Origin of the sequence: Phascolarctobacterium succinatutens, assembly GCF_023497905.1 — a bacterium.
Taxonomy (GTDB): domain Bacteria; phylum Bacillota; class Negativicutes; order Acidaminococcales; family Acidaminococcaceae; genus Phascolarctobacterium_A; species Phascolarctobacterium_A succinatutens.
In genome coordinates this window covers 1,334,267-1,350,271 of the sequence record NZ_CP097284.1, presented here as the reverse complement: position 1 = coordinate 1,350,271, position 16,005 = coordinate 1,334,267, and the positions used below count along the sequence as shown (strand labels likewise).

At 49.6% G+C, this 16,005-nt stretch carries 9 protein-coding genes; all 9 read left to right on the top strand.

Annotation, left to right across the window (positions count from 1 at the left end):
* Positions 1–31: 31 nt before the first annotated feature.
* The 9 genes from M5E81_RS06365 (at position 32) to M5E81_RS06320 (ending at position 15,959) form a co-directional block, all read left to right on the top strand.
* Positions 32–1,417, top strand: a complete 1,386-nt coding sequence (locus M5E81_RS06365; protein ID WP_249747056.1) for an IS4 family transposase — start codon at positions 32–34, stop codon at positions 1,415–1,417.
* Positions 1,418–1,532: 115 nt separating this feature from the next.
* Positions 1,533–2,999, top strand: coding sequence for a TonB-dependent receptor (locus M5E81_RS06355; RefSeq protein WP_272881117.1), 1,467 nt, complete (start codon positions 1,533–1,535; stop codon positions 2,997–2,999).
* A 105-nt stretch (positions 3,000–3,104) separates the two neighbouring features.
* Positions 3,105–4,082 carry an ABC transporter substrate-binding protein gene (locus M5E81_RS06350; RefSeq protein ID WP_249747055.1) on the top strand — a complete coding sequence of 326 codons (978 nt, stop codon included), beginning with the start codon at positions 3,105–3,107 and terminating at the stop codon, positions 4,080–4,082.
* 130 nt (positions 4,083–4,212) lie between these two features.
* Positions 4,213–7,923: a cobaltochelatase subunit CobN gene (gene cobN / locus M5E81_RS06345; RefSeq protein WP_249747054.1), complete on the top strand. Its 3,711-nt coding sequence runs from the start codon at positions 4,213–4,215 to the stop codon at positions 7,921–7,923.
* A gap of 98 nt (positions 7,924–8,021) precedes the next feature.
* Positions 8,022–9,050 (top strand): magnesium chelatase ATPase subunit I, encoded by a 1,029-nt coding sequence (locus tag M5E81_RS06340; RefSeq protein ID WP_021721194.1) that lies wholly within the window; start codon positions 8,022–8,024, stop codon positions 9,048–9,050.
* Between the two features lie 12 nt (positions 9,051–9,062).
* Complete coding sequence (locus tag M5E81_RS06335) at positions 9,063–11,027, top strand: VWA domain-containing protein (protein ID WP_249747053.1); 1,965 nt, start codon at positions 9,063–9,065, stop codon at positions 11,025–11,027.
* 56 nt (positions 11,028–11,083) lie between these two features.
* Entirely contained in the window at positions 11,084–11,641 is a 558-nt protein-coding gene (locus tag M5E81_RS06330; RefSeq protein ID WP_009145752.1) for a hypothetical protein, read from the top strand.
* A 143-nt stretch (positions 11,642–11,784) separates the two neighbouring features.
* Complete coding sequence (locus M5E81_RS06325) at positions 11,785–12,900, top strand: efflux RND transporter periplasmic adaptor subunit (RefSeq protein ID WP_249747052.1); 1,116 nt, start codon at positions 11,785–11,787, stop codon at positions 12,898–12,900.
* Positions 12,900–15,959, top strand: a complete 3,060-nt coding sequence (locus M5E81_RS06320; RefSeq protein WP_249747051.1) for an efflux RND transporter permease subunit — start codon at positions 12,900–12,902, stop codon at positions 15,957–15,959. The genes M5E81_RS06325 and M5E81_RS06320 overlap by 1 nt, the downstream gene beginning before the upstream one ends.
* The last annotated feature ends 46 nt before the right edge of the window (positions 15,960–16,005 follow it).

Here is a 16,005-nt window from a genome sequence, read left to right as displayed (position 1 = left end):
AAAAACATACCAAGCACCGGAGGCTCATGCTATGAAAAGTATATCACAAACCACCCAGCAGATGGAATCCATCTCGAAGAAAACTTCGGCGTTCTTCCGTCGTTATCATGTCGGCCAGATTCTGCGCGCGGCCAACGCTTGCAAGCTCAAAGGATTTTCCTCCATTCTCGTTTTCCTCGTGCTCGTAAGCATCATCTTCGAGAACCGCTCGCTCTATATGCAGCGCCGACTTCACGAGGATTCGCTGCCGTTCGGCAAGGACACGGCTTACCGCTTCTTGAACTCCTGCCACACGAACTGGCGCAAGTTCACGCTGCTTCTTGCGGCGCGGATCATCAACGAAACCATCAAGCCGCTGACGGATGCCGGCCGGCGTTGTGCCATCGTCGTCGACGATTCGCTCTTCAGCCGCTCGCGTTCCAAGCGCGTGGAACTCTTGGCGAACGTCTACGACCATGTGAGCCGCCGCTATACGAAGGGCTTCCGCTTGCTCGTCCTCGGCTGGACGGACGGGAACACGTTCCTGCCACTCACGTTCTGCCTTCTTTCAACCTCGAAGGAAAAGAACCGGCTCAATGAGGCCAGCGCATCCGTCGATGCAAGAAGCAACGGCGGAAAGCAGCGCAAGCTCGCGCAGATGGAAGCGCCAGCCGTCGTCCTCAATTTGTTGCAGGAGGTCAAGGCGACAGGAATCCCCGCGCAGTACGTCCTCTTCGACACATGGTTCTGCTCGCCGTCGTCGCTGAAAGCCATCCATGACCTCGGCTATGACGTCACCGCTATGGCAAAGAAGAGCAAGAAGGTGCGCTACCCCTGCGAAGGGAAGATCTCGAACGTCAAGGCCATCTACAAGGAACACAAGAAACGCCGCGGACGCTCGCGTTACCTCCTGTCCGTCGATGCTGTCGCGACGAAACAGGGAGAATCCCTCGTGCCTGTGCGATTGGTCTTCGTGCGGAACCGCAACAAGCGGAAGGATTATCTCGTCCTCGTCACGACAGACCTCTCGCTTTCGGAGGAAGAAGTCATCCAGCTCTACGGGAAGCGCTGGGGCATCGAGGTGTTCTTCAAAGCGTGCAAGTCCTACCTGCGGCTCGGCAAGGATTGTCGTTCCGTCTCCTACGATGCGATGACGGCGCATGTCGCCGTCGTCTGCACACGATTTATGCTCCTGGCTGTCGAGGAACGTGAGAACACGGATGGGCGAAGCCTCGGCGAGCTCTTCTATCTGGGGCTTGATGAGCTTCCGGACTTGAAGTACATGGAAGCGCTTCGCCTCGTGTTGCAGGAGTTTGCGGAGCAGCTTCGGGCAGAATATCCGTCAGAAGTCTTGCTGGTCGAATCGCTCTTGGAACGATTCCTGAACGATCTGCCCGCTCTTTGGATGAGTCGTCTGCGTGCACAGAAGTGTGCGTGAATGGCTTTCGACATTCAGTTCAAGCTGATTTATCAAGGCATACGGGATGTTTTCCGTGTGCGAAGTTTGAGTTAACAATGTAAGTAATCGTGTTTCTGCAGTAATGCTCAAAAACATGGACAATGTTGATCGTATTGAGGTACTGAAGGGTTCTGCTTCTACTCTTTACGGTTCTGATGCTAAGGGCGGCGTTATCAATATTATTACCAAAAAACCGGAAAAAATTTCTACTTATTTCCGTGTAGACGGCGGCAGTAATAGCGTAACCAACTACTATATGGGTCAGTCCGGCAAAGAAAAAGACTGGTCATGGGATGCTAACGTAAGCAGAAACCTCAGTGGAGATTTCAAAGATGGCGATGGTATAACCACTCCGTCTTCTTCCAAGTCTACAAGCACTAATTTCAAAATCACTAAAAAGCTGAGCGATAAGCATGAGCTGACAGCTACTTATGATTCCTATAAAGCAGATTATAAATATACTGCTTTGTGGGAGCCTGCTTTGAAGAATGGTAAAGTAGACAATCAAAACTATAAATTTATTTTGAACAGTAATTTTGATGGTAATACGACAAATGTTTTATCTTTCGTAAATCTTGATAATGATACTGATTTTAATGCTTACAAGACAAAAACCAATACCAAACGTATTACTGACCAGCTGTCTACACAGTTAGGTAATCATTTGCTGACTGCCGGCTTTGAGTTCAGCCATGATAAAGTTATTACTTTTAATGGCAAGAAGATGATGAACAGAGCCTTCTTCCTGCAGGATCAGTTTGATATTACCGACCAGCTGAAGCTGACTGCAGGCGTGCGTCATGATAATAACTCCGGCTTTGGCAAGCACACTACTCCCAGTGCTAATCTGGGATATACCTTTAATAATGACAGAACCAATGTATATGTAAGCTATAGTGAGTATTTCATTCCGCCTTCTCCGAGTAACCTTTACAGTGCATCATACGGTAATCCGAATATCAAGCCGGAAACCGGTAATACTAAGGAAATAGGCATTAACCATAAATTTGATGATACCTTTGTATTATCTGCACATGCTTTCAAACGCTATTCCGAGAATAGAATCGGTTATGTGAAACCGAAGTATACGAATGTTGGTGATGAAAAAGCGCGCGGTTGGGATATACAACTGAAAAAACAATTTACACCGCAATTCTCTACTTATGTCGGCTATACACATTCAGTTATTGATGCGACTGCTCAACGTGCAAAAAATGTTGACGGCTATGTACCGAAAGGCGCATGGGATATTGGCCTGGATTATGATAACAAGGACTTTAATGCCAGCCTGATCGGTAAGGGTGTTATTGACCGTATGGGACCTCAGTCTGCAGACGCTGTTGATGCTTTCTTCCCGGCAACAACCTACTTTGTTTGGGATGCATCCATGAACTACAATGTTAATAAGAATGCAAAGATTTATTTCAAAGTTAATAATATCTTCGACAAATTCTATGCAGAGCATTCTAATGCCCGTTATAACTGGAGCGCAGACCCGGACGGACAATGGTGGCGTGCTCCCGGCCGTTCCTTCCTTGTAGGCATGGAATATGCATTCTAAGTATATTTGGCATAACTAAACCTTTTCATAACTCACACTCCCGAAAAAGTGGGGCGGACATATTCCGTCCTGCTTTTTCATATAACAGGAAAATGAGGTGAAAAAATGTGGAAGAATTTACTGCTGCTTTTACTGCTGCTGGCATTTTGCACAGCAGGCTGTCAAAAGCAGTATGTTGAAAAAACAAGCGGGGCAGCCTATCAGGTAGTTGATTCGCAGGGGAATGTAATAAAATTTGCCCAAAAGCCCCAGCGGATTATGACAACACATTTTAATCTGGACAATATTGTAATGGGACTTGTTGATGAAGAGCGTGTTATTGCTCTCTCTAAATCAATGTATGATGCTTCGGTATCTTATATCAGTACTGAGGCAATCAAAAAGCCTACAAAATTAAACTATGATTTTTCCTCAGAGCAGGTTCTGGCACTCAAGCCGGATTTAATCATCGCCCGAGAGAGCACAGGTGAAAACCGCATACAGACCTATCGCGCCATGGGGATACCTGTATACGTGGTGAGCAATGCGAATAATGTGGAAGAGATAAAAAAGCAGATTCAGGAGATAGGTCAGGCTGTGGGGGAATCAGAGCGTGCGGAAAAGCTACAGCAGAGAATGCAGACACAGCTTGACTATATCAAAAGCAAGGTTGATAGCGCTAGCATGAAGCCAAAAAGTGTGATGCTTGTTTCTAAAATGAACCATAATTACGGTGGTAAGGGCTCTTTTTTTGATGATATGTGCCACTTTGCGGGGGTGAAAAATGCACCTGCAGAGATAGGGGTGCTCAATGGTCAGCTGATGGACAAAGAAGTAATGCTACGTGCTAACCCAGATTACTTTCTGCTTTCACTGTCCTGGGAGCTTAAGCATGATAATAAGGATGGGTATAAAAAGGAATTTTTGGAGGATCCTGCGTTGGCTAATCTGGAGGCGGTCAAGAATAATCATGTCTGCTATTTGAAGGACAAGTATTTATATGCTTCCAATCAAAACTGCGTATGGGCGATTAAGAAGATTGCCAATCTTGCTTATGGAAATATATTTACTGATGAAGAGGAAGTTTTTCTTAAGGGATATTAGCAAATAAGTCTGAAGTGCTTGACTGTATGAGAACTATATAGCGTAATATTATTTTATTGTGAGGGCGATGGTTGTTCGTCCTCATTTTTATGAAAGCATAGGAGTATCGATAATTTTCGGAGGTGAAAGAATGCAACAAATTTTATTTCTCACCAATATGGAGCAAACTGCAACCTATCTGCAGGATGCATTGAAGCTGGCGCAGCAGACGCAGAAAGCTGTAGCAGGACAGGTGCTGTATGTCCCAAGCGATACAGAATGGACGAGGGATATGGAAAAGCAGCTGCAGCAGGCGGAGGTTGTCATTTTCCCCTGGATGGGAACTGGCCTGAGCACTAAGTTTCTGTCGGAATCCTCATCCTATCTGCTTGCCAATAAGAAGAGGCATGTTTATCTGATGACCGGTAATCCAGAGGATATACTGCACGGCGGTCTAGCTGAGGAGGAGCTGAAGCGGATAAATGATTATTATAAATTCGGCGGTCTGCAGAACTGGACAAATTTGTGGCTGTGGTTGGCGCAGCAGTTTTTGCAGGTGGCTTGTGATGCGCCTGCTCCCGAGCTTTTGCCGTGGGATGGCATTTATCATCCTCGTTCAGGCAAGGTATACGATGATGTGGAGGAATATCGCTGTGATTTTTGCAAGGCGGACAGACCTACGCTGGCTGTTGTCTTCTTCCGCAGTGACTGGCTGTGGGGCAATACCGTTTTTGCAGATGCGGTAGTCAGAGAGATTGAAGCGCTGGGGTGCAACGCCTTATGCTTCTTCTCCACAAGCTCGCCTGACGCCGCAAGCGGCTGCGGCGGCTTTAAAGAAGCCTTAAGCAAGTATGTTTGCGCGGACGGCAAATGCTATGCCGATGTTTTCATCAACACTATAAAATTTTCACTGTTCAGCATCCGTGCCTGCGCACTTGATGATTTGACCAAGCTCAATATCACGGTACTGCAGGCCTATACCTTGTATCGTTCGTATCAGGAATGGTATGAAAACTTTGACGGCATGAGTGCCGTAGAGGTAGCGTATAGCGTGAGCTTGCCTGAGTTTGATGCTATTATCCATAGCTGCCCGGCGACTACGATGGAGCGTGATGCTGAGGGCAAGCAGGTTACGCAGACGATTGCGGAGCGCATGAATATGTTGGTGCGCAAAGCCAAAAAGCTGGCACTTTTGCGTATTAAGCCGAATGCCGAAAAGAAAATAGCCATTGTTTTTCACAACCATCCGTCGACCAATTCTAATATCGGCAGCTGTTCGGCGATTGACAGTATTGAAAGCGTGCGTTTGCTGCTGCAGGACTTGCGGGATGCAGGTTATGTCGTTGACCATATTCCGGCGGACAGGCAGGAGTTTATTGACGAACTGATTGCCGGTGCGACGAATGACAGGGACTACATGAGCGAAAAGCAGATTGATAATGCCGATGCCAAGCTCCTCGTCAGTGCCTACCGCGATTATTATAAGACACTGCCGGAAAAGGTACAGCAACGCTTGGAGCAGGATTGGGGCGAAGCACCGGGTGATGTATTCCTTTATGATGATTTTTTGCTGATTCCCGGCATGATGAACGGCAACATTTTTATTACGATGCAACCGCCGCGCGGATTTGGCGAGGATCCGGATAAAATCTATCATTCGCCAGACTGCGCGCCGACACACCATTATTTGGGCTTTTATCACTGGCTGCGCGATATCTGGGGCGCAGATGCTATGATGCATATTGGTACGCACGGCAGTTTAGAATGGCTTCCGGGCAAGGGTGTAGCGATGTGTGATGAATGCTATCCCGATATCTGTACCGGCGATTTACCTAATGTTTATCCCTATTGGGTTGTGGATACAGGCGAGGGCATACAGGCCAAACGCCGCAGTGCGGCCTGCCTCATCAGTTATCTCTCGGCGCCGCTTAGCATCAGCGGTGTGTATGATGAGCTGGCGGAGCTGGAAAAGGCTTTGGAGGAATATGTGCACTTTAAGGCTGATAATGATGCCGATTTGAGCGAGCCGATGGCACAAATCAGAGAGAAAGCTGCTGCTGCCGACCTTACAGACGAGGTACGTGAGGAGGATGCCGCTGATTTTGACGATTATGTAGGTCATCTGCACACATATCTGACGGATTTGAAGAATATGCAGATGACTACCGGCCTGCATATCATGGGTAATCCGCCGCAGGGCGAAAAACTTACGGAATATCTTTATGCACTGGTGCGCTTGGAAAATCCTGATATGCCGTCACTGCCCAAAACCTTGGCGCAGGCTTACGGCTACGATTATTACGAACTGATTGACAACAGCAGCAAGCTGTTGCCGGACGGTATTTTGAGCTATGGTATGCTGCTTGATAAAATCAACGGTCAATGCTTGGAGATTATCCGTCTGCTGCAAAATGATGGTTTCGTAGTCCACGAAGATAAATTACGTGCGTTGGAGTGCGTAAAATGCTGGGATGAAGCTGTACAGCAGAAGATAATTAAAATTGCCGGCTTTATCTGCGATAAGCTGTATCCCAGTCTGGCGCATACTACCTGGGAACGCAGCAACTGTATTCGTGCGCTGCAGTCAGAATATATTGAGCCTAGCGCCGGCGGTGCGCCTACGAGCGGAGGTGCCGAGATTTTGCCGACCGGACGCAATTTTTACGGCGTTGACCCGCAGTTGCTGCCTACTCCCGTAGCGTGGAAAATCGGTTCGCAGATGGCAGAGGACGTAATCAACAAGTTTGTGGCGGAGGAAGGGCGTTATCCCGAAAGTGTTGGTATTTTGCTGTGGGCAACCTATAACATGCGCTCTAATGGTCAGTGTATGGCGGAATTTATGCGCCTGATGGGCGTGCGTCCTGTTTGGCAGAAGGGAACCCTGAAGGTGACAGGCATCGAGATTATTCCGCTTGATGAGCTGAAGCGTCCACGTGTTGATGTTACCGGACGCATCAGTAGTCTGTTCCGTGATACGCTGCCGGGAGCAGTTTGCTGGCTGGATAAGGCAGTGCAGCAGGTAGCAGCACTGGATGAGAGCTTTGAAGACAACTTTGTGCGCAAGCATGTGGTGGAGGAATCTCAGCGATTAGAAAGCGAGGGCGTGGATAAGGAGCTGGCTTGGAGGCAGGCATCCTACCGCATTTTCGGCGACCCGCCGGGAGCGCATGGTGCGGGCGTGAGCGCACTTTTGGCTTCCCGCAATTGGGATGACCTAGGCGATATTGCTGATGTGTATGTGCGTTGGGGCGCGCATGTCTATGGCGAGGGCGAAAAAGGTCAGTACAGGCCGCAGCTGTTTACAGAGCGGATGGCAAAGCTGGAGGTTACTGTAAGCAATATTGATAACCGCGAGTCTAACTTGTTGAATTCCGATGATTATAACGCTTACCGCGGCGGCATGATTGCTGCAGTGCGTAATTTCAGCGGCAAGATGCCGAAAAACTATTGCAGTGACAGCTCTGACCGTCAGCATGTGGTGATTCGCACGCTGGCAGAGGAGGTCAAGCGCCTGTTCCGCGGTGAGGCAATTAATCCCAAATATATACGGGGCATGAAGGAGTTTGGCTATAAGGGAGCAGGTGATTTGGCAACATATGTTGACAATTGCTTCCAATGGGATGCTACCAGCGCTGTTATGGAGGACTGGATGTATGAAAAGTTTGCGGAAAAGTACGCTTTGGACAAAGATATGCAAAAATGGTTTGCTGAGGTTAATCCCTGGGCGCTGCGCAGACTGACGGAGGTTTTGCTGGAGGCGGAACAGCGCCGGCTGTGGAACGCCAAGCCGCAGACTAAGCAGTCACTGCAGGAGTTGTTGCTGAATATCGAAGGAGAAATCGAAGAACGCGGCGATGCATAAATTTTTTCACTAAACCGCTTGCGTGTATACCTAGTAGACACTGTATAATTAGATACATATTTTATTGATAGTTCTTTTTAATAAACGGAGGAATATAAATGAAACGTACTGCTGTATATCCTTTTACTGCGATTGTAGGACAGGAGGAAATGAAGCTGTCCTTGATTTTAAATGTTATCAACCCGGCTTTAGGCGGTGTTTTGATTAAGGGTGAAAAGGGCACGGCAAAATCTACCGCTGTTCGCGCTCTTGCCGAGCTGCTGCCGCCGATGGCGGCTGTGCACGGCTGTCGCTTCCACTGTGACCCGCACAGCAGCCAGCTGTGTGATGACTGTACTGCCAAGCTGCAGGCAGAGGGAACCTTGCCAGAGGAAACCATCAACATGCGCGTGGTTGAGTTGCCTGTAAGTGCTACAGAGGACCGCGTTGTCGGTACATTGGACATTGAGCATGCGATTAAGCATGGTGAGAAAAAGTTTGAACCCGGTATTTTGGCGCAGGCCAACCGCAATATTTTATATGTAGACGAAATCAATCTGCTGGATGACCACGTTGTAGACGTTCTGCTGGATGCCGCTGCCATGGGCGTAAACACCGTTGAGCGTGAAGGTGTTTCCTATTCCCACCCCGCACGCTTTGTGCTGGTTGGCACTATGAACCCCGAAGAGGGTGACATCCGCCCGCAGCTTTTGGACCGCTTTGGTTTGAGCGTTGTCGTGACCGGCGAACATGACCCGCTGCAGCGCGTAGAGGTAATCAAACGCCGTCTGGCTTATGAAAACGATGCTGAGAGCTTCATTGCAGGCTATAAGGAAGCGCAGGAGGAGCTGGCAGAAAAAATTATCGCTGCCGGCAAGCTGCTGCCGGAGGTAACTATTGATGACAAGCTGCTGGAAACTGTGGCTAAGCTTTCTGTTGAGCTGGGTGTAGACGGTCACCGTGCAGATATTACCGTTATCAAGACAGCGCTGACCTTGGCTGCCTTCAACGGCCGCAAGCAGGCTAACCTTGATGACCTGAAGGAAGCAGCTAAGCTGGTGCTGCCGCACCGTATGCGCCGTCGTCCGTTTGAAGAGGGCGAGCTGGATTGGAATAAGGTAGAGAGCTTTTTGGCTGCCGAAGCCTAAGGAGCGTTGACTATGCTTAAAAATAATCTTTATCCCTTTGCTGCGGTGGTGGGGCAGGAGGAGGCAAAAAAGGCCTTGCTCATTGCTCTGGTCAACCGCAGAGCAGGCGGCCTGCTCATAGGCGGTGCCAAGGGTACGGCAAAATCCGTGCTGGCCCGCAGTGTGCAGAGTTTGATTGGTGCGCAAAGGATGCTGACGTTGCCGCTGAATGTAACAGATGATATGCTTTTTGGCAGCATTGACCTGGAGGCTGCCGTGAGCTTGGGCGAAAAACGCTTTTCACCGGGCATTCTGGCACGTGCTACGGATAATATTCTTTATATTGATGAAGCTAATCTGCTGCGTCAGGAGCTGCTGACTGCGGCATTGGATGCTAACAGCGCAGGTATAAATAATGTAGAGCGTGACGGTATCAGCTGCAGCCATGAGGTGCGCACGACCGTTATTGCTACGATGAATCCGGAGGAGGGCACTCTGCCCGGACATATTCTGGACCGTTTCGGTATGTACGCAGATATGCAGGCACTGCAGGATATCGGTCAGCGCGTGGAGGTTATCCAACGTGCCTTAGCATATAGTAACAATACCCTTGCGTTTTGTGAGCAGTATGCGGAAGAAACTGCTGCCCTGGCAGCGAAGGTTAAGGCAGCGCGTGAGCTGCTGCCGCAGGTTGAGGTGAGCGATGCGATGCTGATGCTTGCCGCTCAGCTGTGCTCGCAGGCCTTTTGTGCCGGCCATCGTGCGGAAATTTATCTGCTCGAGGCTGCGCGCGCTATCGCCGCCCTGGCGGGGCGCACTTACGTGCTGCCGAAGGACGTGGAGGAGGCAGCGCAGTTCGTGCTGCCGCACCGTATGCGCAAGCCGCCCGAGCAACAGCCCGAGGAGCAGGAGCAACAGGACGATAACCAAAACGAAGAAGAAAACGAGCAGGATAACGAAGATAATCCTGACGATGAAAATAATGACGAGGACAACGAAGATAACCAGCTGCCGCCGCCACCGCCCTTGGATAACGGCGATGATGACGAAGATGACGAAGATGACGATGCTTCCGACGATGAGGACGAGGACGACGAAAGCGACGAGGACGAGCAGCAGCAGGAGCGTAATGATAACAACTTGGCACCGGAGGAGCAGCTTGCAGATATTGACAAAAGCTTCCGCCTGCCGAAGATGCTGCTGGATTTGGGCAAGGACCGCAATGTGCGCCGTGGTAGCGGCAAACGCAGCGTGACCAAGACTGACCTGAAGCAGGGACGTTACGTGCGCGCCGAACAGCCTAAAAGCAAGGTTACGGACCTGGCCTTTGACGCAACCATCCGCGCGGCAGCGCCTTATCAGCGCCTGCGTGAGGATAACGGCTGTGCGCTGAACATCAAGGAAGAGGATTTACGCCAGAAGGTGCGCGAAAAACGCATCGGCAACACCTTCCTGTTTGCGGTGGATGCCAGCGGTTCCATGGGTGCACGTGAGCGTATGCGCGCCGTTAAGGGTGCCATTTTCTACATGCTGCAGGAGGCGTACCAAAAGCGTGACCGCGTAGGCATGATTGCCTTTCGTCGCGATAAGGCAGATATGCTGCTGCCGATTACACGTAGCGTGGACCTGGCGCAGAAGCGTCTGGCAGAAATGCCGACCGGTGGCAAAACGCCGCTGGCTGACGGACTGGCGCTGTCACTGCAGACGTTGGCAATGATGAACAAGCGTGACAGTGAGCTGGAGCCGCTTCTGATCGTTGTTACCGACGGACGCGCGAATGCCGTGCACGAGGGCGAAAAGGATCCTGTAGCAGCAGCAATCAGCATTGCTGAAAAAATCGCTAAGGCTAAAATTACTTCAGTAGTGATTGATACGGAAAGCGGTTTTATCAAGCTGGGCCTGGCAAAGAAGGTTGCCGCCGCCATGCAGGCCAATTATTATACGCTGCAGAAGCTGTCTAAGGAAAATATAATTCATATTGTAAGAAATTTGAATTAAAGATAAGAGTATAGTATACTAATAGGTATATTGAAATATAAAGGAGTGAAGTTTTCATGAAAAAGCTGATTGTTTTATTGATGACTTTATTTTGCTGTGCAACCGCTTTTGCTGCGGATGCAGACAAGAAGCCTGCAACTCAGGAGGGTATGAACTGGGAAATCAGCATGATGCCTAAACCGAGCGAAGAAGAACAGGAGCAGGCACGTTGGTCTATTGTTGTAGAAAATAACGTAGGTATTTATGCTTACGATATGGATTCTCTGACATTCAGCAAGGTTACTAACGGCCTGCCCGATAAAAATATTATTTCCGTGCTGACGAAAACCGTTTTTACCGATAAGGATATGCTGAAAAAGCTCAATGAAAAATACAAGGCTTCTCTGACTAAAAAAGAGAAGGTGCAATACTGTGAAATCGTCATGACCTTTAACCTGCAGGATAAAACCTACGGTGTAGAGGTAATGGATGTTTATGGCAGCAAGAAAACTCTGCTGAGCCATCAGGCTAAGGAGCTGAAGTTTGTTCCGGTTCCGGCAGGCAGCTTTGCTGAGGCTATGCTGGAAGTCTGCCAACAGGCCGTAGCTGCTGATGCCCAAGCAGCAGCGAAATAATGCTGCGCCCCGATTTTACTCAGGCAAAAAACTATATATTACAACACAAACTCCTTAGTCTGCTTGCTATCTGTGTGATAGGCATTACTTTGACACTGGGCCTCAGGCATCTCTCCAACCAGTCTACGTCAAAAAAAGCAGTAATGAAACCTATTGTGCACACGCAGGTAGTGAGCAGACGACCATTGTATAAAAGCATTAATCTTTTTGGACAGCTCAAGGCCAAGGCACAGATTGATATCGTCAATAAGTATGCCGGTATCGTCGATGAGATTAATGTGGATTTGGGCAGCAAGGTGCAGGCCGGAGATATCCTCCTGGTGCAGCATCTTGATGATGCCCGCGCCGAAATGCTCAAGGCCAAGGCACGCTATGCCGAGGCCGGAGCTAATGCGGCAACTACGGATGTGAGCTACAGCACCAGCCTTACTCGCTATGAGGCTGATTATAAGCTGGCGCAGGTCAACGCGGAGCGTTACCGCAAGTTGTATGCGCAGGGCGCTGTTTCCAAGTCTGAGCTGGACAGTATGGAGCAGACGCTGGCTAATAAAAAAGCGCAGTACGATGCTTTGGCGCAGCAGGAAAGCTATGATGGCACACCGTCGCAGGTCTACCGTCAGGAGCAGATTGCTGCCAGACGTGAGCAGGAGTACATTATTGCGCAAAACAAGTATCACGATCTGATTTTTAAGGCACCACGCGCAGGTATTATTACCTACCGCGATGCAGAAGTGGGTGGCTATGCGCCTGCAGGGAGCAGGCTGCTTACCCTTTTAGATGACAGTGGTTTTACAGTGGACTGCGATATTACAGAGGCCGAGGCTGCTTCTGTGACCGTTGGCACGCAGGTCGAGCTGAAGCTGGAGGCGATTGGCGAAATATGCCGGGGTACTGTTGTTTATGTGAGCCCTGTAAGAAGCAGGGAAACAAACAAGTTTACCCTCCGCATCAGGCTGGATGAGCCTGGCTCCAACGTAAAGGCAGGCTTGTTTGCCAAGGGTGAATTGCGTTTTCTGCAAAAGCCATCCACTATATATTTACCTAAAAATACCGTTCTCGAACGGGATGGCAAATATTTTGTCTATGTGCTGGGCAAGGGTAATAAGGCTCTGAAAAAGCCTGTTACTACCGGTGCAAGTAATAATGAAAGTATTGAAATAGTGCAGGGTGTGAAGATAGGCGAAACGGTTATCCTTGATAATCTTGCGCGTCTGCGTGACGGCATGGTGGTTGAGGTGGCCAAGGAGGAGGCGAAGTAATGAATATTACACGCTTTTCTATTAAACGGCCTATCGGTATCTGCATGATTTACATATTAGTCTGCGTCCTCGGTCTTATCAGCTTCTTTCGCATTGGCGTGGAGCTGCTGCCGGACGTGGACTCTAAATTTATCAGCGTAATTGTCAACTATCCGGGCGCCAGTACGGAATCCGTTGAACAGCAGGTGACGAAGCCGATTGAGGACGAGCTGTCCTCAATTTCGCACTTTAAGCAGGTGCGTTCCGCTACACGTCCCGGACGTGCGGAGATTTTTGTCGAGCTGGACAGTCAGGCCGATGCTGATATGGTGGCTATCGAGGCAACGAAAAAAGTCAGCCGTATCCGTAAGAATCTGCCGGAGGATATTGATGAGCCTGCAGTGCTCAAGCGTTCTTCAGAAGAATATCCGATTATCCAGATTGCAGCAACGTCTAAGGATAACCTGGACGATATTTTTGCCTTGGCAGACAGCAGCTTTAAGGAGCGCTTGCAGCAGGCAGCCGGCGTAGCTGATGTTGACGTTACCGGCGGTCGTACCAAGGAAGTCGCAATCGAGGTTGATAAGGATAAGCTCAATTATTACGGACTGACGCTGCAGGATATTATTACGGCGGTGCGCAAGGAAAACGTTATTGTTTCTTCCGGCTCCGTCTATACCGATGCTTTGGAAAAAACCGTGCGTCTGCAGGCGCAGTATAAGGCTCCGGAGGAGATTCAGCATCTGCAGCTTAAGGGTGCAGGCGGCAGATATATCGAGCTGGGGCAGGTGGCCAACGTGCAGGCCAAGGATAAGCGTGCCGTGGCCTATAGCCGTGTTGACGGCAACGAGGCGGTATCACTGGAGGTGTATAAGGCTAGCGGTGCCAATATCGTCGACACAGCAGATGGCGTGCTGCAGCAGCTGGAAACGCTGCGCAAGGATTACCCGGACTACGTTTTTACCGTTGTTTATGACCAGTCGCATTTCGTGCGCGATTCCCTAAGCAACACGCTTAAAACGCTACTGGAAGGCCTTGTTACTACCGGCCTTGTCTTGTATCTGTTCCTGCGTGGCTGGAAGTCCTCTATGGCAGTTATGATTGCCATTCCTACCTCGCTGATTGCAACCTTCTTCCTGATGTATTTGGCAGGCTTTACCTTCAATATGATGTCACTTATGGGTATGGCATTGTGTATTGGTATTCTTGTCGATGACTCCATTGTTGTGTTGGAGAATATCCATCGTTTTCTGGCGATGGGTAAAAGCGCTGACGTGGCGGCGGAGGAAGGACGTAATGAGATTGGCATGGCCGCAATCGCTATGACGCTTTGCGACGTGGTGGTATTTTTGCCTATTGCCTTTATGCAGAGTGCGACCGGCCAGTTCTTCAAGCAGTTTGGCATGACGATTGTTTTTGCTACACTGATGTCGCTGGTCGTTTCCTTTACGCTGACGCCGATGCTGGCTTCGCGCTTTTATAAAAACGGCGTGGAGGAGCCTAAGGGCAAGCTGTGGAGCAGACTGGATGACTTTGAAGCGCAGACGATTGCAAAGTATGATGTGCTACTGCGCAAATGCATAGAAAAGCCGAAGAAGCTGGTGCTGGGAGTACTGGCAGCCTTCGCGGTGGCGGTGGCGCTGGTGCCGCTCGGTATCGTCGGCTCGGAGTACATGCCGCGTACCGACGAAAGCGCGATTCAGGTGAATATTGAGCTGCCTACGGGCTTTAACGCTGACCAAACCAACGAGGCCTTGCTGCTGTTTGAGGATTATTTGGCCAAGGTGCCGGAAATCGAGCATTATATGACTAATGTAACGACCACACAGAGCATGGGCAAGCTGGTTATCGCGCTCAAAAGCAGCGATGAGCGCAGTAAGGATGTCTGGCAGGTAGCACAGGAGATTCGCAGCTTTGCCAAGCAGAATCTTGGCGAAATCAAGGTGCGCGTCAATGAGATTCAGTCATCCGTTACCGGTGTTTCCGGCGGCCGCAACCTTGTGCGTTCACCGGTACAGGTAGAGCTTAAGGGCAGCGATATGGACCAGCTCGTGGCAGATTCCGCCAAGGTGGAGCAGATTTTTGCTTCGACAGCAGGCCTGAAGGATATTAAAAATTCCTATGTTAAAGGCATGCCGGAGCTGAAGGTGACGGTAGACCGCGACAAGCTGAAATATTATCACGCGACAGTCAATGACGTGGCGCAGTCCTTTAACGCCGCTATTGGCGGACGCAGTGCCGGCGTACTGGCGAACGATGTGCAAAACCATGGCAATGACACCGATATTGCAGTACGCTTTGCCGGTGGCAGTGGCTATGATATTGAAGACGTGCGCGCTATTCCCGTGCAGACAGGCAGAGGAAGCGTCTTTCTTGGCGACCTTGCCGACGTAGAAGAGGGCGTAGGCCCGATTACTATCCGTCGCGTGAACAAGGAGCGCATCATCAACATCCAGTGTAATCTGACGGACAGACCGCTGAATGAGGTAGTCAAGGAGCTGACGCAGAAGCTCAATGCCGCCGGCTTAAAGAGTACCTATGAGTTCTCCGGTCAAGCGACGACGATGAACGAATCGTTTGTTGAAATGGCTATGGCGTTGTCACTGTCACTGCTGTTGATTTATCTGCTGCTGGCAGTGCTTTATGAATCGGTATTCACGCCGTTCATCCGTATGTTTTCACTGCCGCTTGGCATTATCGGTGCCATCTTCTGTTTGCTGCTGACGCATAATACAATCAATTTGTATTCACTCATCGGCATTTTGGTTATGGACGGGCTTGTTGCGAAAAATGGCACGTTGCTGTTGGATTACACGCTGACGCTGATGCATGAAGGTATGACGGCGAAGGCTGCGGTAATCGAAGCAGGCAAAACTCGTCTGAAGCCTATCTTTATGACAGCAATGACGATGGTGGTGGGCATGCTGCCGACGGCGCTGTCGCTGAGCGCAGGCTCGGAAACGCGCGTTAGCATGGCGTGGGTTATCATCGGCGGTATGATAACGTCGACGGTATTTACGCTTTTGGTGCTGCCAATACTGTTTTTGTGGTTGAAAGAAAAATTTCCTAGTAGAATTTAGTTTAATAATAAGAATGGATATTGAATATATAAGGCTTGTGTAGTAT

Bases quoted from the DNA above. Each gene is read 5' to 3' on its own strand.
- M5E81_RS06330 (WP_009145752.1), top strand. From the start codon at position 11,084: ATGAAAAAGCTGATTGTTTTATTGATGACTTTATTTTGCTGTGCAACC.
- M5E81_RS06355 (WP_272881117.1), top strand. From the start codon at position 1,533: ATGGACAATGTTGATCGTATTGAGGTACTGAAGGGTTCTGCTTCTACT.
- M5E81_RS06325 (WP_249747052.1), top strand. From the start codon at position 11,785: ATGAAACCTATTGTGCACACGCAGGTAGTGAGCAGACGACCATTGTAT.
- M5E81_RS06340 (WP_021721194.1), top strand. From the start codon at position 8,022: ATGAAACGTACTGCTGTATATCCTTTTACTGCGATTGTAGGACAGGAG.
- M5E81_RS06335 (WP_249747053.1), top strand. From the start codon at position 9,063: ATGCTTAAAAATAATCTTTATCCCTTTGCTGCGGTGGTGGGGCAGGAG.
- M5E81_RS06320 (WP_249747051.1), top strand. From the start codon at position 12,900: ATGAATATTACACGCTTTTCTATTAAACGGCCTATCGGTATCTGCATG.
- cobN (WP_249747054.1), top strand. From the start codon at position 4,213: ATGCAACAAATTTTATTTCTCACCAATATGGAGCAAACTGCAACCTAT.
- M5E81_RS06365 (WP_249747056.1), top strand. From the start codon at position 32: ATGAAAAGTATATCACAAACCACCCAGCAGATGGAATCCATCTCGAAG.
- M5E81_RS06350 (WP_249747055.1), top strand. From the start codon at position 3,105: ATGTGGAAGAATTTACTGCTGCTTTTACTGCTGCTGGCATTTTGCACA.